Annotated in this window: 16 protein-coding genes; 6 read left to right on the top strand and 10 right to left on the bottom strand. The window is 40.7% G+C overall.

From position 1 onward, the window contains the following. Window positions 1-54 precede the first annotated feature (54 nt). A complete protein-coding gene (locus tag IJ00_RS25395; protein ID WP_035158075.1) occupies window positions 55-5,508 on the top strand; it encodes an ATP-binding sensor histidine kinase in 5,454 nt (1,817 codons plus the stop codon). Window positions 5,509-5,582: 74 nt separating this feature from the next. On the opposite strand, the gene IJ00_RS25390 is transcribed toward IJ00_RS25395, so the two are convergent. Together IJ00_RS25390 and ctpB are read right to left on the bottom strand one after the other, a co-directional pair. Beyond that, the gene (locus IJ00_RS25390) at window positions 5,583-6,548 is read right to left on the bottom strand and encodes a glycosyltransferase family 2 protein (protein ID WP_035158074.1); all 966 of its coding nucleotides are present in this window, start codon (window positions 6,546-6,548) and stop codon (window positions 5,583-5,585) included. A 341-nt stretch (window positions 6,549-6,889) separates the two neighbouring features. Next, on the bottom strand, window positions 6,890-8,227 hold the full coding sequence (ctpB, locus tag IJ00_RS25385; protein WP_035158073.1) for a carboxyl-terminal processing protease CtpB: 1,338 nt from the start codon (window positions 8,225-8,227) through the stop codon (window positions 6,890-6,892). 289 nt (window positions 8,228-8,516) lie between these two features. Between ctpB and IJ00_RS25380 the strand changes: the two genes are divergently transcribed. Continuing rightward, window positions 8,517-9,218, top strand: coding sequence for a YdcF family protein (locus IJ00_RS25380; protein ID WP_035158072.1), 702 nt, complete (start codon window positions 8,517-8,519; stop codon window positions 9,216-9,218). 41 nt (window positions 9,219-9,259) lie between these two features. Here the strand turns inward: IJ00_RS25380 and eno are convergent, their stop codons facing one another. Further along, window positions 9,260-10,543, bottom strand: a complete 1,284-nt coding sequence (eno, locus tag IJ00_RS25375; protein WP_035158071.1) for a phosphopyruvate hydratase — start codon at window positions 10,541-10,543, stop codon at window positions 9,260-9,262. 401 nt (window positions 10,544-10,944) lie between these two features. On the opposite strand from eno, the gene IJ00_RS25370 reads away from it, so the two are divergent. Then, window positions 10,945-11,571, top strand: coding sequence for a 4Fe-4S single cluster domain-containing protein (locus tag IJ00_RS25370; protein WP_035158070.1), 627 nt, complete (start codon window positions 10,945-10,947; stop codon window positions 11,569-11,571). Between the two features lie 142 nt (window positions 11,572-11,713). On the opposite strand, the gene cobM is transcribed toward IJ00_RS25370, so the two are convergent. Both cobM and lgt read right to left on the bottom strand, forming a co-directional pair. Continuing rightward, on the bottom strand, window positions 11,714-12,487 hold the full coding sequence (cobM, locus tag IJ00_RS25365; protein ID WP_035159632.1) for a precorrin-4 C(11)-methyltransferase: 774 nt from the start codon (window positions 12,485-12,487) through the stop codon (window positions 11,714-11,716). Between the two features lie 225 nt (window positions 12,488-12,712). Continuing rightward, window positions 12,713-13,606 carry a prolipoprotein diacylglyceryl transferase gene (gene lgt, locus IJ00_RS25360; protein WP_035158069.1) on the bottom strand — a complete coding sequence of 298 codons (894 nt, stop codon included), beginning with the start codon at window positions 13,604-13,606 and terminating at the stop codon, window positions 12,713-12,715. Between the two features lie 504 nt (window positions 13,607-14,110). Between lgt and IJ00_RS25355 the strand changes: the two genes are divergently transcribed. Next, the gene (locus tag IJ00_RS25355; protein ID WP_035158068.1) at window positions 14,111-15,061 is read left to right on the top strand and encodes a 1-acyl-sn-glycerol-3-phosphate acyltransferase; all 951 of its coding nucleotides are present in this window, start codon (window positions 14,111-14,113) and stop codon (window positions 15,059-15,061) included. A 1-nt stretch (window position 15,062) separates the two neighbouring features. Here IJ00_RS25355 and IJ00_RS25350 read toward each other — a convergent pair whose 3' ends face one another. After that, window positions 15,063-15,764, bottom strand: coding sequence for a uracil-DNA glycosylase family protein (locus IJ00_RS25350; protein WP_035158067.1), 702 nt, complete (start codon window positions 15,762-15,764; stop codon window positions 15,063-15,065). Between the two features lie 305 nt (window positions 15,765-16,069). Between IJ00_RS25350 and IJ00_RS25345 the strand changes: the two genes are divergently transcribed. Then, window positions 16,070-16,756: a phosphoribosyltransferase gene (locus tag IJ00_RS25345; protein WP_035158066.1), complete on the top strand. Its 687-nt coding sequence runs from the start codon at window positions 16,070-16,072 to the stop codon at window positions 16,754-16,756. A 129-nt stretch (window positions 16,757-16,885) separates the two neighbouring features. On the opposite strand, the gene IJ00_RS25340 is transcribed toward IJ00_RS25345, so the two are convergent. Then, the gene (locus tag IJ00_RS25340; protein ID WP_035158065.1) at window positions 16,886-17,968 is read right to left on the bottom strand and encodes a tetratricopeptide repeat protein; all 1,083 of its coding nucleotides are present in this window, start codon (window positions 17,966-17,968) and stop codon (window positions 16,886-16,888) included. Window positions 17,969-18,177: 209 nt separating this feature from the next. On the opposite strand from IJ00_RS25340, the gene IJ00_RS25335 reads away from it, so the two are divergent. Then, entirely contained in the window at window positions 18,178-18,840 is a 663-nt protein-coding gene (locus IJ00_RS25335) for a class I SAM-dependent methyltransferase (protein WP_035159630.1), read from the top strand. 41 nt (window positions 18,841-18,881) lie between these two features. Here IJ00_RS25335 and IJ00_RS25330 read toward each other — a convergent pair whose 3' ends face one another. From IJ00_RS25330 to IJ00_RS25320, 3 genes are all read right to left on the bottom strand, one after another. Continuing rightward, complete coding sequence (locus IJ00_RS25330) at window positions 18,882-19,175, bottom strand: hypothetical protein (protein ID WP_035158064.1); 294 nt, start codon at window positions 19,173-19,175, stop codon at window positions 18,882-18,884. 407 nt (window positions 19,176-19,582) lie between these two features. Beyond that, complete coding sequence (locus IJ00_RS25325) at window positions 19,583-19,909, bottom strand: DUF6464 family protein (protein WP_035159627.1); 327 nt, start codon at window positions 19,907-19,909, stop codon at window positions 19,583-19,585. A 632-nt stretch (window positions 19,910-20,541) separates the two neighbouring features. Further along, window positions 20,542-21,081 (bottom strand): hypothetical protein, encoded by a 540-nt coding sequence (locus tag IJ00_RS25320; protein WP_035159624.1) that lies wholly within the window; start codon window positions 21,079-21,081, stop codon window positions 20,542-20,544. Between the last annotated feature and the right edge of the window lie 218 nt (window positions 21,082-21,299).

Genomic DNA, 21,299 nt, shown 5'->3' with positions numbered 1-21,299 from the left:
TGCTGTATCTGGGAATACTAAAATCCGAAGGCATTAACTAAGGGTGAACGTGATATGATTACGACTCAATTAAGTATTCCCGGATATCAAGTCAATGAACAACTCTATGATGGTTTAAGGACTGTTGTTTATCGAGGATATCGAGAAACTGATAACCTGTCAGTAGTAATTAAACTGCTGAAAAATGCCTATCCTACCTTTAGTGAGCTAGTACAGTTTCGCAATCAATACACTATTGCCAAAAATCTCAACCATCCCGGAATTATTCAAACCTATAACCTAGAGCAGTTTCAAAATGGTTATATGTTAGTTATGGAAGATTTTGGTGGAGTCTCCCTGAAAAATTATTTTACTCGTCTCAAAAATACCACTGACGACAACTTGTATATCAAGTTATTGTATGAATTTTTACAAGTAGCTATATCCCTGTGTGATATATTAGATTTTCTCTACCGCCATCATGTAATTCATAAAGATATTAAACCAGCCAATATTTTAATTAATCCCGACACAAAACAAGTTAAATTAATTGACTTTAGTATTGCTTCTTTATTATCCAAAGAAAATCAAGAAGTTAAAAATCCGAATGTATTAGAAGGAACCCTGGCGTATATTTCTCCTGAACAAACTGGACGCATGAATCGAGGGGTAGATTATCGCAGTGATTTTTATTCTTTGGGTGTAACTTTCTACGAACTACTTACGGGTAAATTACCATTTGTTTCTGATGATTCAATAGAATTGGTACATTGTCACATTGCCAAAATTCCTCCAAAATTAGGAAAGGATGAGCATGACAATATTCCCCCAGTTATTGGGGATATTTTGATGAAATTAATGGCAAAAAATGCCGAGGATAGATATCAAAGTGTTTTAGGATTAAAACATGATTTAGTAACTTGTTTATATCAACTTAAGGATACTGGAAAAATTACAAATTTTGAAATTGCACAACGGGATATTTGTGACAGATTTATTCTTCCTGAAAAACTTTATGGTCGAGAAAGCGAAGTTGAGCAATTATTAGCCGCATTTACACGAGTTTCGCAAAGTAACAGTGAATTAACGCTGGTTGCAGGTTTTTCTGGTATTGGGAAAACTGCGATCGTCAACGAAGTTCATAAGCCCATTGTCCAAAAACGGGGCTACTTTATCAAAGGTAAATTTGACCAGTTTAATCGCAATATTCCTTTTTCCGCATTTGTGCAGGCATTTCGCCATTTGATGGGACAATTATTGAGTGAAAATGATGCTCAATTGTCAAGTTGGAAAGATAAAATTTTACAGGCTGTAGGGGAAAATGGACAAGTTATCATTGATGTGATTCCGGAATTAGAACGCATCATTGGAGTACAACCACCTGCACCGGAATTGTCAGGTACTGCTGCCCAGAATCGGTTTAATTTATTATTTCAAAAGTTTATTCAAATTTTTACCCAGCCGCAACATCCCTTAGTGATATTTTTAGATGATTTGCAATGGGCAGATTCTGCTTCACTAAATCTGATTCAACTGTTGATGGCAGAATCGGAAACAGGTTATTTACTGATGATTGGCGCTTATCGAGATAATGAGGTTTTTGCTGCCCATCCATTAATGCTGACATTGGATGCGATCGCCAAAACTGGAACAACGGTGAATACGATCACACTCAAGCCCTTAAGCCAAAATAGTCTCAATCACTTGGTAGCTGATACCCTCAATTGTGCTATTTCCTTGGTGCAACCTTTAACAGAATTGGTATATCAAAAAACTCAAGGAAATCCCTTTTTTGCTACCCAGTTTCTCAAGGCATTGTATCAAGATAAATTAATTACCTTTGATTCTCAAGCCAGATATTGGCAATGTGATATTGTGCGAGTGCGGGAAGCAGCACTGACAGATGATGTGGTGGAGTTTATGGCGACTCAGTTGCAAAAGTTACCAGAAGCCACCCAAAATATCCTGAAAATAGCAGCTTGTATTGGCAACCAGTTTGATTTAAATACATTGGCGATTGCAGCAGAACAATCGACAATCGACATTGCTACGGCATTGTGGGGGGCTTTACAAGAAGGATTGGTGTTGCCACAAAGTCAAATTTACAAGCTTTATGTGGGAGAAATTACAGCCAATCTCGAAGTAGATAATCAAGTTGCCCATTATAAATTTTTACACGATCGCGTCCAGCAAGCTGCCTATTTCCTGATTCCAGAAGAGGAAAAATCCGCAACCCACCTGAAAATTGGTCAGTTATTGTTAAATCAGAACAACGAAAATGCAAATAATATAAGTATTTTCGAGATTGTGAATCAGTTGAATATCGGTCGTCAACTCATAACCGAACCTACTACTATTCAACAATTAGCGAAACTGAATATAACTGCTGGCAGACAAGCAAAGCAATCTACAGCTTACAGTGCTGCTGTGGACTATTTCCAAACAGCCATTAAATTATTCACAGATGAGATTTGGGAACAAGATTATTCCTTGGCTTTAGAGCTTTACACAAATGTTATTGAAGCAACTTACTTGATTGGTGATTTTACAGAGATGGATTGCTGTCTGACTAAGTTGCAACAGCGAGTTCAAACCAAGGTAGATTTAGTTAAAGCTCAGGAAATTCAAATCGAAGCTTTAGCCGCTCAGGGTAAATTACGGGAGTCTTTAAATTTAGGGTTAGGGATTTTGGCGCAATTTGGGATTGAATTTCCCGAAACACCCAGTTTGGAGGATTATACAACTGCCTTGGAAAGAGCGAGACAAGCTATTGGCGATCGCACAACAGCAGAATTAATCGATCTTCCCTTAGCAACTGATCAGGAGGCGATCGCTGTAATGGGAATACTCGTCAAACTTGCAGCTCCTGCTTTTTTGGTTGCACCACCCTTGTATCCCCTACTGCCCTATTGTGGGGTAGAATTATCCGCTCGTGTCGGTATATCCCCAGCATCAACCTACTTATTTACTTGCTATGGACTCCTCCATTGCGCCATCCTCAACGACTATCAAGCGGGTTACGAATTTGGGCAACTGGCATTAAACCTATGCAACAAACTGGGAGACCAAGAATTTCGAGCCAGGGTATTCTTAATGAACGGCTTATTTATCACCCACTGGACGGGACATCTGCGTGATAGCCTACCACTCCTCCAGTCTGGCTACACCACTGGATTAGAGACAGGGGATTCCACTTACACAGCCTTTTCAGCTTACATCTTCTGTTTTCATGGTTACTTTTTAGGTCAACCACTCCCTGAATTAATTACGGAAATCCAGGGTTATCAACAGGTACTGCAACAACTCAGCCAAGGAGTCATCCTCAATTATCATAAAATCTATCACCAAATCGTTTTGAATTTGTTAGGTGACTCTGCTTCTAGTTGTATGGTTAGTGGTGATGTATATGATGAGACGGAAATGTTACCTATACATCAATCTGCTAGCGATTATGTTGCTCTCGCACACCTATTTATCAATAAACTCATCCTCAATTTCTGGTTTGGTAATTGGGAAATTGCCTTAGAATGCTCAGATTTGGCGGAACAGTATTTGGGTGGAGCTGCTGCTGTCGCAACTATCCCCTACTATTATTTTTACGATTCCCTAGCTCGCCTTACTTACGCTCAACTTACCCCATCTTACTCCGGGGAATACGACCAACGCATTGCAGAAAACCTGGAAAAACTGACAACTTGGGCAAAATTTGCTCCTATGAACTGTCAGCATAAATTGGATTTAGTTCAAGCAGAAAAACATCGATTATCGAACCAGAAATCAGAAGCTATTGAATTTTACGATCGCGCGATCGCTGGAGCCGAGAAAAATGGCTATATCCAAGAAGAAGCTCTTGCTAATGAACTAGCAGCTAAATTTTACCTCGATTGGGGTAAAGAGAAAGTCGCCGCAGGCTATATGCAGTCAGCTTACTACTGCTATGCTCGTTGGGGTGCAAAAGCCAAAATCACCCATTTAGAACAAAACTATCCGCAATTATTAGGGGCGATTCTCCAACCTCCTACCCCTCCCATCACCCACGAGGGAACCATTGCTTCAACCTTGATGAGAAGCTTCACAAATGTCAGTAGCAGCCAGAATTTATACTTAGATTTTCCCGCAGTCATGAAAGCTGCACAAGCTATTTCCCAAGAAATTGAGTTCAATAAACTCTTGGCTACTTTAATGCAGATAGCGATCGCCACTGGGGGAGCGCAAACAGGTTGTTTAATTCTCCGCCGACAGGAACAATGGTTAGTAGTTGCCCAAGGAAATGCCGAGGAGACGCAAACTTTAGATATTCCCCTAGATGAGTATCAGGAGATTCCCCACAGTGTGATTTATGCGGTAGCGCGATCGCCAGAGGTAGCTGTTTTTGATAATTTAAGTGATGCAGTAGAATTTGCTGGCGAGCCATATCTAATTAGTCACCAACCCAAATCCGTGTTATGTACTCCCATGACTCAGCAAGGGCAACTCATCGGGATTTTGTACTTGGAAAATAACTTAACTGTGGGTGCATTTACTGGCGATCGCCTGGAAGTTCTCAAATTAATCTGTACTCAAGCTGCTATTTCCCTAGAAAATGCCCAACTGTATCACAAACTTGAGGCAAAAGTTGCTGAACGCACCCAAGAGCTTACCCAAAAAGCCACCCAACTAGAATTAACATTGCAAGAACTACAACGTACTCAAACCCAACTAATTCAATCAGAAAAAATGTCAAGTTTGGGACAATTAGTTGCGGGAATCGCCCACGAAATTAATAACCCTGTCAATTTTATTCACGGAAATCTTACTCATGTGAAACAATATACAGAGGATTTATTCAATTTGGTTAATCTCTATCAACAGTCCCATTTCAACCAGACAGAGATTCCAGAATTATTAAATGAAATTGATTTAGATTTTATTCAGGAAGACTTACCTCAAACTCTCAAATCAATGCAAGTGGGGACTGAACGTATCCGTGAAATTGTTTTATCCCTGAGAAATTTTTCGCGGATGGATGAAGCTGAATTTAAACAGGTTGATATCCATGCAGGGATTGACAGTACGTTGATGATATTACAACATCGCCTCACAGAGAAAGCAGAGCGTCCAGCAATTGAAATTATCAAAGATTATGGCAAATTACCTAAAATTCCATGCTATGCAGGACAATTAAATCAAGTATTTATGGGGATTTTGACAAATGCGATTGACGCAATTGAAGAAAAAAATGCTCAACATAATTTGCAGGGAATATTAGAGAATTCACAACAAATAAAAATCCGTACTTCTGTGATAGATGCGAAATGGATTGAAATAGCGATCGCCGATAATGGTATCGGTATGAGTGATGAAATTAAGCAGAAAATATTCAACCCATTTTTTACTACTAAAACTGTGGGTAAAGGTACAGGAATGGGTATGTCAATTACCTATCAAATTATTACAGAAAAACATGGCGGGAAGTTGGAATGTTTTTCCACACCGAATCAAGGTACTGAGTTTGTGATACAAATACCCATCAGTCAAATCAAGCTGTAACGTAGCTAACAGGATGGATAATTCGCGAGCGATCGCCATCCCCTGCTTTTATCCATCCTACAAGCCTTCAAATATCACAGCCACTCAATCTCTTTAGCCTTCTCTGGTAAACGAGCTTTTGTCTGTCCTAAATAACGTTTCCTTGCCGTGTATAAACCAATTGGTGTATTCAGTAAATTCACCATAGTTCCTTTGCCCTTAACTAGGTGAATACTGCCTTGGGGTAGTTCTTTTAAAAACCAACGCATCAACCGATAGCCGCATTCTTTGAGACTAATTTCGCGCATTAACTCCACACCATGCAACTCATGTAAGTAGCGGTTAGAACGTCCGTAACGTTGCCATTGACTAGCGAGTTCCTCTAGGGTGGTACGATGACGATGTTGGGTGATCGCCAAGGGAGCAAATTCCAAACGCCCCAAATTGGCTTGCTGAATTCGCCAGCAGATATCTGCGTCTCCCCCAGTTGTTAAATAGGGACGAAATAAGCCGACTTTTTCCAGAGCGAAACGACGAATAGCTAAGTTAGCAGTTTGTCCGTAGGGATAAAATTTATGGGCAAGGGTATGTTTTTGTGACAAAGTTTCCTGACTATCGGCGTATCTTTCGAGGAAGCTATCACCCGGTAATGCCATAATTTCCCCTGCAACCATCACCACTTCCTGATTTTCCAAAGGAGCAATCAGCTGGGATAACCATTGGGGTTGGGGACGACAATCAGCATCAGTAAAGGCGATAATTTCCCCAGTTGCCTGACGGATACCCCTGTTTCTGGCAGCATAGGAACTTTGAATCAGCTTTTCACTCACAGGGCAAATGGTAATTTTTGACTGAGCCGCAATTTCGGATATCAGAGCCAGAGTGCGATCGCTACTGTTATTATCCACCAGCAAATACTCTACCAGCTCAGAAGGATAGATTTGAGCCTGTAAACAATCAATTAATTCTCTAACATCTTTTTCCCCATTATAAATAGGTATAACCACTGAGACTTGGGGTAAGAATTTATTAATATCTGGGTCTAATGATTTATCTTCCATAGATTTAATAATATTAATATGAAGAATTTACTGATTTGTCGGACTAATGAAAAGGTAGATACTATAGGGGCAATAGGGAAGCCACATGAATTTTAGCTACATCAAAATAAGGGTTGTGGCTCTTGTGTGCGTAAATCCTGATTAGTTACCAAATATATCTGGCTTAATTTTGAATTCTGAATTGGTATTACCTATCCCCTGGTATATTATTCCCAATACTCCATAAAAAAATGAAGACCGGGTAGTAGGGAATACACAATTATTCCTCACTTTCTCTTCCCAGTCTTCAATTGCGAATATTTGCAATCATCAATTACAAATTTTCAACTATCCCATTCCAGTTATAAACCCAAGTTATTCGCCTTACCTGCACCATTCGTTTGTGAAGTTTGATGGGGTACGGGTTGAGCAAAATTATTACTAGATAAAATTGTTAAAGCGCGGGTATAGTGGGGGTCATTTTGTGTTCCCCGTAAATCTGGATTAGTTGCTAGCTGGCGCTGTTGAGCTTCAGTTAAATCCAGCTTGATGTCGGGGGTAATACCCTTGTGGTTGATATCTGTACCCTTGGGAGTGTAATAGTGGGCGATGGTAATGGCAACACCAGAACCGTCTGCTAATTCATGAACAGACTGCACTAAAGCTTTACCAAAGGTTTGACTACCAACAACAACAGCTCGTTTATTATCTTTGAGTGCCCCGGTAAGAATTTCGCTAGCACTAGCAGAATTATTATCAACCAACACTACCAAAGGTTGCTTAGTTAAAGCTGTGCGATTTGCCTTGGTTTCTTCACTACTACCTCGGCGATCCACAGTACGTACAATCGAACCGTTATCCATCCACATCCGAGCAATTTCAATACTTGCCTGGAGTAAACCACCGGGATTACCTCGCAAGTCCAACACATAAGCGTCAACTTGCTTACCATTCAAGTCACTAATTGCCCGTCGCATTTGGTCAGCAGCATGAGCACTAAATTCCCGTAAGGTGATGTAACCTACCCGACGGCTACCTTCCTGTTTCAGGGTGTAGCGCACCGTAGGCACTTCGATTGTGGCTCTAGTTAATTTTTGGTCAAAAGCACGTCCTTCTCTTTCTAGACGCAGGGTGATGACTGTACCAGATTTACCCCGAATCAGTTTAGAAGCGTCATCGATCGCCATCTTTTGGGTGGGTTTGCCATCAATTGCCAGAATTTGGTCACCAGGTTTAATTCCAGCTTTCAGAGCAGGAGAATTTTCAATCGCTTCTACGACAGTCAACCGCTTGGTTTTTTCATTAAGTTCCATACGGATACCAATCCCGGAAACTTCTCCAGAAGTTTGACTGGTTAAAGCTTCGTACTGCTTGGGATCCATGAACCGAGTGTAGGGATCGCCCATTTTCTGCAAAGCTTCACGGATGGCGGCGTAAGCTTCTTCACGAGACGAATAGTTTTTACTTAACAAGCTTTGACGTACTGCTTGCCAATTTTGCTTGTTAAAGGAAGGATCCACATATTCGCGGTTCACAAGTTGCCATACTTGGTCTACGATCGCCTTGGGGCTGTCTTGTAGCGCTGCCCGTACGGAACGACACCAAGCGGTACCAAACACAGACAATGTAGCTGAGGTGGCGATCGCTCCACCAATAAAAGCTACTTGAAGCGGCGAGTAACGTTTCGCAGATTGTCTCATGTATATTTAGCTGGAATAATTGTGTTGTTGACAGTTTAGCAATCAGACTTTTAAGAGACTTATTAGTTTTTGTACTGAGATTTGATTTTCATCTCCGTAAGGCTAGGGAAACGCTCCTGACTTTGTGGAGATTTACCTGATGAGAATTCCTCCGCGAAACTACTACCTTTGTGTCAGAGTTGCACCATGATCGTCACAGATGCAAACAGCATTTTTGCATATCTCTAGACTATCTTAACTAATCAAATCGTGCCCATCCGGCAACTTAAATTTCCTATAAGAGTATGGCATGAAACGTAAATTTAGCATGAACTGGCAGAATTTCACCCCCAGATTTTCACGGAAGCAGAGGAAGTATATCTCCAAAATTGGCTTGGGATTAGGGTTTCTCCTCAGCTTGTGGTTGTTGTGTACCACTGTAACCTTAGTTGGGAGTGCCACCAAACCAGTGGGGACGTTTTTTGTTCTGGGTGGTAGTATTACCAGGGAAATTTACGTTGCTAAGTTAGTTAAACAGTATCCTCAGATACCTGTTTTGGTTTCCCAAGGCTCCCTGCCTCCGTGTATCTTGATGATTTTCCAGCGTGAAAATACCATCACAAATCAAGTTTGGTTGGAAGAGTGTGCCCATTCAACTTTTGATAATTTTTATTACAGTGTACCGATTCTGCGTCAATGGGGTGTCCGGAAAGTCAAAGTGATTACTTCGCCAACCCATTTACCCCGCGCTCAATGGATGGCACAGATAATTCTGGGTTCCCATGGTATTTGGGTTGAACCGGAAATTATTCAAGAAAAGGGTGTTCCTGGAAATCGAGAAAATTGGCTAAAAACGGGACTTGATGTCACCCGTAGTTTAATTTGGGCAATTCTGAGTCAAGTACTACAACCTCAGTGTCAGCAATTAACCCGTCTTTCTGATGTGAATCTTGCCCAATGGCAAAGTCAAGGCTTTAAATGTGAGTATCAAGGGAAACTGGGTAAGGGGTGATGATATTTTGTCACCTATTACCCATTCCCTATTACCTAAAACTATTTCGGTCCCATACCGACAGTACCCGCATAAATGGCGCGATCGCCCAACTCATCCTCAATTCTCAGTAAACGGTTATACTTAGCTACCCGCTCACTACGACAAAGAGAACCAGTTTTAATTTGTCCTGCACGGGTTGCCACAGCTAAATCCGCAATGGTAGTGTCTTCAGTCTCCCCAGAACGATGGCTAATTACGGAACGGAAACCATTACGAGTACCCAAATCAATGGTTTCCAGAGTTTCCGTCAAAGAGCCAATTTGATTCAGCTTAATCAAAATCGCATTACCCGCTTTCAATTCAATCCCTTTCTGTAAACGGGTAGCATTGGTCACAAATAAATCATCACCTACCAATTGCACCTGGGAACCAATTTTTTGGGTTAATAGCTGCCAGTTTTGCCAGTCTTCCTCATGCAAACCATCTTCGATAGACACAATTGGATATTGACTGCAAAGCTGTGCCAAATAATCAATAAATTCTGATGGAGCGTGGGGTTTACCGTCATAGATATATTGCCCATCCTTATAGAATTCACTAGCTGCCACATCTAAAGCCAGAGCAACCTGTTCCCCAGGTTTATAACCAGCTTTTTCAATTGCTGCCACCAGTAACTCTAAAGCCACTTGGTTCGATTCCAAGTTAGGGGCAAAACCACCCTCATCTCCCACACCTGTCAATAAACCCTTAGCAGCCAAAACCTCAGATAAGGTAGCAAAAACTTCCGCACCCCAACGCAGTGCTTCCCGGAAGGAAGACGCACCCACAGGGACAATCATGAACTCCTGGAAGTCCACATTATTCGCTGCGTGGGCTCCCCCGTTAATCACATTCATTAAAGGTACGGGGAGTAAATTCGCCAAGGGACCACCTAAATAACGGTACAGAGGAATTCCCAAAGCATCCGCTCCCGCCCTTGCTGCTGCCAGGGACACCGCTAAAATTGCATTAGCACCCAAATTCGCCTTATTGTGGGAACCGTCCAAGGAAATCATGGTTTTATCCAAGAGTTCCTGGTTTAAAGCATCCATATGTAACAATTTTGGGGCAAGAATATCCTTGACATTTTGTACTGCTTTTAGTACACCTTTGCCACCATAACGACTTTTATCCTGGTCTCGTAATTCGTGAGCTTCAAAAGTACCCGTTGACGCACCACTGGGAACTTGAGCAAGTCCGATCGCGCCATTAACTAAATGCACTTCTGCTTCTATCGTTGGTCTACCGCGTGAATCCAGAATTTCACGGGCAATAATTGCTTCAATCGCAGTATCGATGATCATGTTTCTGTCCTTTATCCAGTAATAACTTCAAAGACTCACCCGACGATCTAGCATAGGGTTTTCGGGGACTTTGTAGGCAGAGATTCAGAAAGTTTTCCCAAGATTTGCTCAATTAAAGGCAAAGAAAAACTGAAGATTCCACTATTGAGTCGGGAAAATGTCGCTCATTATCGGCAAAGTTGCATCAAAAAGTTAAAAGATGAAGTACAAAAGTCAAACCCTCTGGTAGTCGGAGTCAGAATAAAAACTGAGAGGCTGAAGTGTCAAGCTTTACTCCATGACTTGAAAATTTTTCCCTGGGTACCTTACGACTTTTCAAGCATATCCTTCACCTTTGTACTTAAATAGTTTGACTCCCCATTGCCTCAATTTTGCTCTCTTCTCAAAATCCAAAGAAAATCATGACTCAATCACAAACTCATCCTTACCTATCATTGATGGAAATTCCTCCTGGATACCTTAACATTATGGGCTATGTTGATGAATCCGAGGTCAATGGTCCAGGTTGTCGCGCTGTGGTGTGGGTACAAGGTTGTATGCGCGAATGTCCTGGTTGTTTTAACACCAATTCTTGGTCTTTTGAGATTAATCAGTTGATCTCCGTTGAGCAACTCGTTCAGAAAATTCTCAGCAAACCAGCAAATCAAGGAGTGACTTTTTCCGGTGGAGAACCCTTTTGGCAAGCACCTACCCTGGCAAGTTTAGCGCGTCAGGTGAAAGCAGCAGGGCTAAATGTCATGTCCTTCACTGGTTTTACTTTAGAACAGTTACGCTCAGAATATGCTCCTGCTGGTGCTGAAGATTTACTGGAACAACTGGATATCTTGATTGATGGTCCCTATATTCAGTCTTTGGCGGTGAATTCTCCCAATTCTCCTGTTTCTTCCAGTAACCAGCGTGTACATATTTTTAATTCTGCCTTACAGGATAGTATTTCCTGGGCAAGTGACCAAATTGAAGTCCATATTTTTAAAGATGGCAGTCGTTTGGTTACTGGTTATCGTGGAGGGTTTGAGTTGTCAGAATGAGTGTTTGTACTCAGAATTAATTAATTGAAAATTATTCTGGTTCTTCCTTACAGAATTGGGTATTTGGAGGGAAGGGAAGTTCAAATGGGATGAGTGGGAAGGGTATTTTTGACGGTAACTGTACCCTGTCCCCCATGTCCTTTCAAGCATCACTACGAAATAAACGATTATATTCTGGGTGGTAGAGACGAGAACGGGCTTCCCTGGCATTTAAGGCAGGACTGATAATGTATAGTGTGGTTCGCATCAGGTTTTCTCGATGGGAGCAGCTTGCCATTTCTCCTAAAGAAACAAGATAAATTTTTTCATCATTCCAGCCAATACGGTAGCAAATAGCTACGGGTGTATCTTCGGGGTAGTGCAATTGCAGTTGCTGTTGTGCTTTTTCGATGTGACGAGCGCTTAAATAAAGACAGAGAGTTGCTTTGTGAGCTGCGAGGGAGGCTAATTCTTCCCTTTCCGGGACGCTGGTGCGTCCACTAATTCGCGTCAAAATAATGGTTTGTACCAAATCAGGAATAGTTAGTTCTACCTGGAGTTTGGCTGCTGCGGCTTGAAATGCACTGATACCAGGAATAATTTCAAAGGGAACATTTGCTGCTGTGAGGAGTCCCATTTGTTCATGAATCGCACTGTATAAACTTGGATCTCCTGAGTGGAGACGAACTACAGATTTACGCGATCGCACTCTCTCTACCATTACCGGCAAAATTTCCTCTAGGGTTTTATCTGCTGTTTTGAGAATTTCTGCGTCTTCCCGACAAAATTGCAAAATTTTTTCTGGCACTAGGGAATCTGCAAATAGTACTACATCGGCGCTAGCTAAGAGCTTCTGGGCTTTAATAGTTAGTAAATCAGGGTCTCCGGGTCCAGCACCGACAATATAAACTGCTGGTTTGAGTGATACTGTTGACATGAGAATAGGGGTATAAGTTAGTATATCCACTGATAAAACAACAGCCAAAAATATCCTCGAAAAAATTTTTTGGCTTTTTTTTGCGTATCTTTCCGGATTAACCCCCTCTATCTAGTAGAGGTGATTGGTAGATGCACCCTGGTTAAGCCCTGGAGAAAACTCTGGGGCATTTTTTATGTCTATTATTCTGTCCCCGTTTTCACGGGTAAAAGAATAAAGTCTGTGTCACTCTTCAGTTTTCGGTGGAGCTACCACATCTGGCAAAGGACGTTTACTAACGTAAAGCCATACCAAACCTGTCACACCTACAACAATTCCTGACAGACTGACAATTTGTGCCATTCGCAGGAATCCCAGCATCAAACTATCGGTACGTAAACCCTCAATCCACAAACGACCGAGGCTGTAGGTGGCAAGATAAACTAGGAAAATTGTCCCTGATTTCAGTCGGGATTTACTCTGCAATCCTCGAAAGAAGAGATACATCAGCAAACCGAAAACTAAGAGATTCCAGAGAGATTCGTAGAGAAAAGTGGGGTGGAAATAGTCAAAGTCTGCAAATTCCCTGGGACGAAGAAATCTTTTTTGCCCATCTTCACCGAGAATATAGGGGGGAATATATAGTTTCCAAGGTAAATTTGTCGGACGACCGAAGGCTTCTGAATTGAAGAAATTTCCCCAGCGTCCAATGGCTTGCCCTAAAATCAACGAGGGAGCGACTAAATCTGCGAGTTGCCAAAAAGAGACTTGTCGCAACTTGCTAAAAATTAAAGCTGCTAAGACACCGCCAATAATTGCCCCATGAATTGCAATTCCGCCCTGCCAGATGGCGATGATTTTTTCAGGATGTTGGGAATATTCTGCCCATTCAAACAAAACATAATATAAACGAGCCGCAGGGATTGCTGCAATAACTAGCCAAATTGATAAATCGCTTAATAAATCGGGGTTAAGGTGGCGACGCTTTGCCAAATACTGAGAAAGACTTACACCTATTAAGACTGCGGAGGCAATCAATAAGCCATACCAACGAATTGTAATTGGTCCAAGTTGAAAGATAACTGGACCTGGAGAAGTAAATTGAAATGCCAAGGGCAAAGTAGGAAGATCCAGTGCCATGCAGAATTACCTATAAGTTTTAATTATCCTTGATATTTTTAACCCTGAGTTGCCAGCTGACTTGAAAAAGTAGGGGAACTGGGAGACAAGGGGGACAAGGAAGACAAGGAAGACAAAGGGGACAAGGGAGAAATAATTAATGTCCAATGCCTATTTTCATCTGTCCTGGTGTACGCAGTTCATGATGGCTACTAACTAGGGAGACTGAAAACTTTTGACTCAGCACTCATAACTTTAAACCGTGATGTGGTAACTGCAAAAGTCACAGGTGAGATTTTTCACAGTTTTCTCTGGGTAGACAGTTGACACAACTGGACTAGTAAATCTGATGAGAGAAAATTCATGGGTAGTTCTGTAAATGCTTTGATTGTGTGGTTGGAGCATTTTTAGTCCCAAGTCATTGTACAGACATTAGAGAAACTGCCAAAGGAATCCATCTGAAATTATTCAGCTTCACCTAGATTTAGAGATATCGGGATTTTCATTAGTGATAAAAGCAAGCAAATGGTACAAGTACTGACTCAGCCTATTCCTTTAACCAAAACCCAGGAATTTATTTTACCGCCAGTAACTGCCGAAACTATTCAACGGGCAAAGGAAGGTATGATGTATGCCCGCGATCGCCACACCAATGAGATGATTCAAACAGCCCTCACCAGTGCAGAGTCAGTAACTCCAGGTACTCAGTCACAAAAAATCAACGGTAAAATCCGGCAACTGGTTTTACGTGTTCTGATTCGCGCTCTCTTCCGTGTACGGGTGGAAAATCCCGAAAATATTCCGACAACTCCCGCAGTGATTGCAGCTAATCACCTCAACCACATTGACCCCTTTCTGTTACTCTCGGAACTATCTACCCAATCTTTCTACCATGTTCTGGGTGATGCTCGTACTCTCTACAATAGTGCCTGGAAACGCCTACTTCTTGGCTTTACTAAAGGTGTGATTCCCCTAGAAAGAATTTGGAAGGAGGAAATGGCAGTCATTGAAGCAGCGAAAGCTGGAAGGGATGACTTGGCAGATTTAGCGGCAGAAATTACCGAGTATGTACCCAAGGGCAACTCAATTGAAAATATGCGCCGTATTGATCGCATTGTCCAAGGGATTTTCCAACGTGGTGATAGTATTTTACTCTTTCCTGAGGGTCGCCTCGGTAATCAGGAAGGGCAATTACTTCCTCTCAAACGGGGTGCAGTTATTTATGCTTTGCGTTCTGGTGTACCGATTGTTCCCATCGCCCTAGTAGGTACTAAAGATTTATATTTACGCAAGGAGTTAACCTTGAAAATCGGTAAACCTTTAATGGTTAAACAATCCCATCGCCCGAAAGCCCAGGAGATTCAAACAGTCATAGATGAATTACAGGCAGCTTTGTTAGAATTATTACCCCAAAACTATCAAGAACCGAAAGAACCAAAACCCCTACAACGATTTTTAAATCATCTATTTTGGTAGTTTATTTTTGATTGCGGATTTCATCGTATTTCCCACGCACTAATTGAATATCTTGCCACATCAGCCATTTAGGGCTACCAGTTTCTTTGGAAGGATTGCGTAGGAGGTAAGAAGGGTGAAATATGGGCATACACAAACGTCCTTCCCATTCCATCCATTGCCCGCGAATTTTTGTGATTCCTCGTTTATCTCCTGTAAGACTTTTCACCGCAGTTGCACCTGTCAACAGAATGATTTTTGGGTCAACGAGGCGAATTTGTTCTAATAAATAGGGTCTACAAGCTGCAACTTCTTCGTTGGTGGGGACGCGATTGTCTGGAGGACGACATTTATTTATATTGCAAATATAAACATCTTTTTCTGTATCCAAATTTACAGAAGCTAGAATTTTGTCTAGGAGTTGCCCCGATCTCCCAACAAAAGGTTTACCCTGCTCATCTTCATGTTGACCGGGAGCTTCTCCAATTATCATGATCAGAGCTTGGGGGTTGCCTTTTCCCACAACTACGTTGATGCGAGAGGTAGCTAAACCACATCTTTGGCAATTCTGGCAGTATTGAGTCAGTTCTGTAATATCAGCATAGGTTCCTGCGGGTATGGGAAGTTTGCCATTGCTGAGAATTAATTGCTTGGCATCCTGTGGTGGTGGGGTATCAAGCAAATTGGAGTCATCAAATAGACTAAGTTGAAGATCGCTGCTCATGAAAATATGGTAATAATGGCTATTTGAGAGGAATGGCAGTACTTGTTGGTTAAGGGTAGGAGAAAAGGGAAGAAAAATTTTAGCTTCTGTCCTTTAACTTTTTACCTAAACAAAATTGTCAAAATGCTTAACCGCAGAGTAGTGCGAATTTTAGTGATTGAAAAAGAAGTTGGTTGATATTTTTGTGAATCATTTCATATTTTTTCATAATCTGTATATCTTGAGAAAAGAAAAAATGCTGCAATTTTGCCAAAATCAGTCATGATTAAGGCAGTAGCATTGCAATTTCCAGGGGGTAGTAAATTATGCTATTTACCCCATTATTCGCCAATCGGACTGAAGCAGGAAGACAGCTGGCTGAAGTAATTCAAAGACTATTGCAGCAACGAACCTTAGAAACTGGGGTACAACCAATACCAATAATCTACGCATTACCGAGGGGAGGATTAGCTGTCGCTGCACCTGTTGCTGATTTGTTGGGTTGTCCGTTGACTATAGTTGTAGCCAAAAAAATTAGCCATCCAGATAATCCAGAATTGGCAATTGGAGCAGTAACTGCTGGGGGTAGTGTTTTATGGGCTGATTTGCGAAAATTATACCTACGTCAGAGTTTTCGCAGTCGTGATCAGGCAGTAAAAATTGCCATGCAACAAGCTCAATCTTTACAACTCAAGTTAAGTTTTGCTTGTCCCCAGGTGAATACAGAGGGAAGCACAATGATTTTAATTGATGATGGTATTGCCACAGGAATGACGATCGCTGCTGCTGCTAATGCTTTAAGAAAGTTATTACCCGCAGAAATTTGGTTATGCGCTCCCGTTGCACCTTTCAAGTTATTACCATGCTTACAAGAGTGGGGCGATCGCGTCATTACCCTGGCAACTCCTGAACCTTTTATCAGTGTCAGTCATTTTTATCGAGATTTTCCCCAACTGACAACGGAAGAAGCTCTTTCTTACCTAGAATCCCATTCTGAGTATTCCCAAGAGTGATGGTTTTTGTGGTGGCGATCGCGATAATTGCGATTCCCTACAAAATAAAATTCGGGGCAAATGAATGATTTACCCCGGCAATTAAAGCAATTATAAACGCTATATTTATAGACTGAATTGAATTTTTCTTTACTCTGTTTTTTGATATTGCATTGCCTTGGTGTAATCTCCAACAGCATAGCAAGCTACTCGTAAACTAGATAAGGCTTGCTCTTCACTGCGACTATCTTGCATCGCTCTGGCTAATTCTAAACGAGCTTCGTAGTAAAGGATTGCTTGATGGTAATCTCCCAGCGCTTCCGAAACTACTCCTAAATTGGCAAGACACTGTTCTTGAGAGCGTTTATCTTCCATTGCTTCCAGAATTTGTAAACGTTCCTTGTGATATTCGATGGCTTTTGAGTAATCACCTAAAGCATAATAAGCTTGCCCCAGGTTTTTCAAAACATGATTGGCACTACGGCGATTATTCAGAGCGCGCGAAAGTTTAACACATTGTTCATAGTAGGCGATCGCTTGATAATAATCTCCTAATCCATACCAGGAATTACCCAAATTTTTTAATACTTGTTCTTCTCCCCAATTATCTTGCAACTCTCGAACTATATCTAAACTCCGTAATTTGAGTTCTATAGCTTTTGGTAAATTGCCGAGAGCTTTATATACTAGTCCTAAATTATTTAATGCTGCAACCTGGCAGCGTTTATCTTGCATTTGTTCCGAGACATCTAAGCAATTTTCTAATGCTTCAATTGCTTGATGATATTCATGCAAGTGACGATAGGCATTACCTAAATGAGAAAGTGCTTGCACTTGTAATTTTAAATCATTGGTTTTTTGTGCCAAGTTCAAACATTGTCTAGAGTAGGAAATAGCACTTTTATAATCTCCCAGGGTATAGGCAATTTGCGATAAACCAGAAAGTGCCTGTGATTGTCTATAGACTTCTCCTAATGCTTGAAATAGTGCCAGGGATTCTTGCAAATATTTCATTGCCGCAGGTAATTGACCTGCTTGTTGCATTTCAAAACCTAGATTGAGTAATCGATAGGCTTCTGCGGTATGATCATCATCTAATGATAACATTTCAGTGGATAGATTTTGGGAAAATTCGTGAGTAATAGTCCCACGCTTACGAGTTTGAATATATTTTGCCGATAGTTGCAAGGATTGTGTATTTTTGGGGATTTCACCGGAACCATCATTCCACATTGACCTTTCCCTGATTAACTTTGTTTGTTTCCTTAGTATTCCCCAAAGTTATAGGATATATTTCATTCTCCAGTCAGTGGAATTAGAAGTTAAGGAAAATTTCCGAGTCTAATTCTGAAACTATGAACTGTTTGAGATTACTTTGAGATGGCTAGTTATATCATATGGAAAGATTCTCCTTTTCTCATACAGTCATTCACCTCACAATCATGGATAGAGTGTTAGAAACCGAAGTCATGGATACTCCAGAAGCAGCTATTGAGTATGATGCAATGGACTTCACTGAGATTAATCTGGCTTTTGCTCAGGAGGCGATCGCCCTTTATCCTCAAGAACAAGCGATCGTCCTGGATGCAGGTACTGGTACTGGACGTATTCCGATATTAATGGCTCAAATACGTCCTCAATGGCAAATTATCGCTATTGACTTGGCAGCAAATATGCTGCAAATTGCTGCTCAAAATATCCAGTCCGTAGGTTTACAACAACAAATCCATTTGGAGTTAATCGATGCCAAAAATTTGCCCTATCCCGATGCATACTTTGATTTAGTGATATCAAATAGTTTGGTTCACCACTTACCTAATCCTTTACCATTTTTCCAGGAAATAGGAAGAGTCTTAAAACCTCATGGTGCTGTTTTCTTGCGCGATTTGTTCCGACCCCAAGATGAAGCGACAATAGATAGCTTGGTGGATAATATTGGTGTAGACTATGACCAAGAGCAAAGAAAATTATTTCGGGACTCCCTCCATGCAGCATTCACTGTAGACGAAATACAGGAACTGATACATCAAACACAGTTAGGAGAACTCAGGGTTTATCAATCTAGCGATCGCCATTGGACAGCCACAAAAACATCGAAATATTAAGCTCTGAGTAACTCTTATCTGATTATTCTCACCACAGTCAACTAATGTTTTACGCAACGATTGATAGGTACTTGTGTATTCCACATCAGTTCAAATTCATCTGAGGTAATTTCAAATTCCTGTATTTCCAGAGTTCTGAACGGTTGATCGCACAACATTCCAAATTCATCAGACAAATGCTGTCTATCATAAAATAAAACATTGCCATTCTCGTAAATTTCTATCTGTCGCAGAGGATAAAAGTTATCTCCTATTTCCAAAAAATAAGTACTAGTTCCCCAGGTATCAAAGTCTCCACCTAAGGGTTCATCCCAGAACCATTTGTAGTATTTCATAAGTGGTGAAAATCTACAGTTTCATCACTTATCATACTTGACTGATATACCTTTGAACACTCTTTTGCGACAATTCACTCTTCACTAGAATCACACACAAATTGACTTAGATGCAGATTGAATTAGATTTTTGTGAAATTAGATTCTCGACAAAATCTCTCTGGAAAAATAAAAAATAGATAGGGATAAAGGCTACTGCCTGGAGGAGAATATGAATCTCGACTCTGATTTCTAGTGCAGAGCGGCTGAAATAAACCAAATGTCTGAAACACTTGCAGCAAAGTAATTACGTTAGCATAGCTCTCCCGCAGGGAGCATTCCGCGTAGCGGTACTAATAGTCCGCAAAGGAAGCTTTGACTGGTAATAAATTACTCATTGCTTGCTACTGATTGACCCTTGTTGAGTACTAGGAAGACTGCTGCTCACAATCCATCGGTTGATAATAGCGACAGACTGCACAGGGACCAGTGGGGTTGACAGCACAGCGCAAGTAGCCAGAACGGGCATTATACTGACAACTAATATCACCAATCAGGTAACCTACACCTTCGATATAGTAGCGATCGCTGGTATTTGTTCCTGTATCACTGTGAATCATCTGTCTTCTTTGGGAATTAATTGTTGCAACTCTTCTGAGATGAGAACGACTTCTTTCCTGAGTTTTTCGCATTAACCACAAGGAAAATAGAGAAGGTAAAAAACCGATGATTACTACCAATATTGTTCTCAACAACACCTGAATCTACCTCATCTATATGCTGATAATCAGGAAAAGCGCTACTGCATCAAATTTTTCTCAGGAAGCTTTCAACGAGAAAGTCCAAAATTCTGACAAACAGACAGAAATTGCCTCATGCCACATAAATCAGCATAACGCCTACAAATAGAAGTGTGTATCAGTAAGCAGTATCAATTGTACTAAGTTTTGTTGAGTAATCCGCCAAGGATGGATAAATAATGTAATATTGCCTGACAAATTGTCATAGTGTGGTTTGTAGAGACGTTTAACCGTAACGTCTCCACTTAATTTCACTTGATAATTTGCTCCGGAATTGTGCTTTATATTTGTTGGTGTAGCCTTTGCTTTGCACCTACAAAATTTACTATTGCCTTGGAATGTTAAGGCTAAGATAACGCATTAGAATTAGTTATAAGTAGATTGGGTTTTATTTGCTTCCACCCAGCCTATATTTATTACAAAATTTTAGGTTTGTAATTCCAATTTAATGACAAGAATCAAGACAGCAAATTTGCTCAAACTTGACCCTGAACTTAGCCAAAGATTCAAAATTCAGATAATTCAAAAACTTAAAAGGTTAAAAATTAATTCTGAATTGACAATTTTAAATTAGAGTAAAGCAAAGGTTACCAGTGGCGATGATAATTTATCCGCCATTTTTCTAATTTGTCAATTGAGATAGAACGAGTCGTAACGTTGACATCTAGTCCTCGCCAATCGACTTCAGAATCAGTTGTAAAGACTCCACATTCTAACTCATTTAACTGAATATCCCAGTATTCACTAAAGCGGCTTTTCAATGTCATAACTTGTTCAAATACCTTATTTCGATGTTTATTCCTCCTTTTTCTTTCTGTTGCTCCGGTCGCTTCGGTATCAATAAATTTTGTTTCAATTAAAAACAGTTTATTATCATGTGTGAGATAGACGAAATCACACTTACCTAAATCCGTGTAATCGGCAATAGGAGACTTTTCAAATAACAAAAGTTCAGCGCAGGTCGGAAATAAGTCTTTGATATTCAAAAACAAATATGCTTGCAAAAGGAGTTCCTTATCATAAGGAAATCCCACAACCCCCTCGAAAAATCTTTTAATATCTTCCTGAGTTTGAGGTTGAATTTTTTTGCAGTACGCTACAAATTGACCTAGCGCATCAACGGTCATTAAGTTTTTGTTCCTTGCCCTCGTTGCTGCATATATCCTCATAGCATCAAAAGATACCATTTCCTCAATAGGAGCATCATCCGCATAAGTAACGAAAAACTAGCTTTTCAGCCTATTTTCGATAAGGTGATTTACTGATGACGATATACGTATTTCAGTGCTATTCTTTTTGTTGATTAAAATTTATACACAGTATTGGTAAGGTAATCTCGATTTTC

Source organism: Calothrix sp. 336/3, from assembly GCF_000734895.2.
In the GTDB taxonomy this organism is placed as follows: domain Bacteria; phylum Cyanobacteriota; class Cyanobacteriia; order Cyanobacteriales; family Nostocaceae; genus 336-3.
Note: the sequence above shows the minus strand (reverse complement) of the source record. Positions and strands in the feature narration are given on the sequence as shown.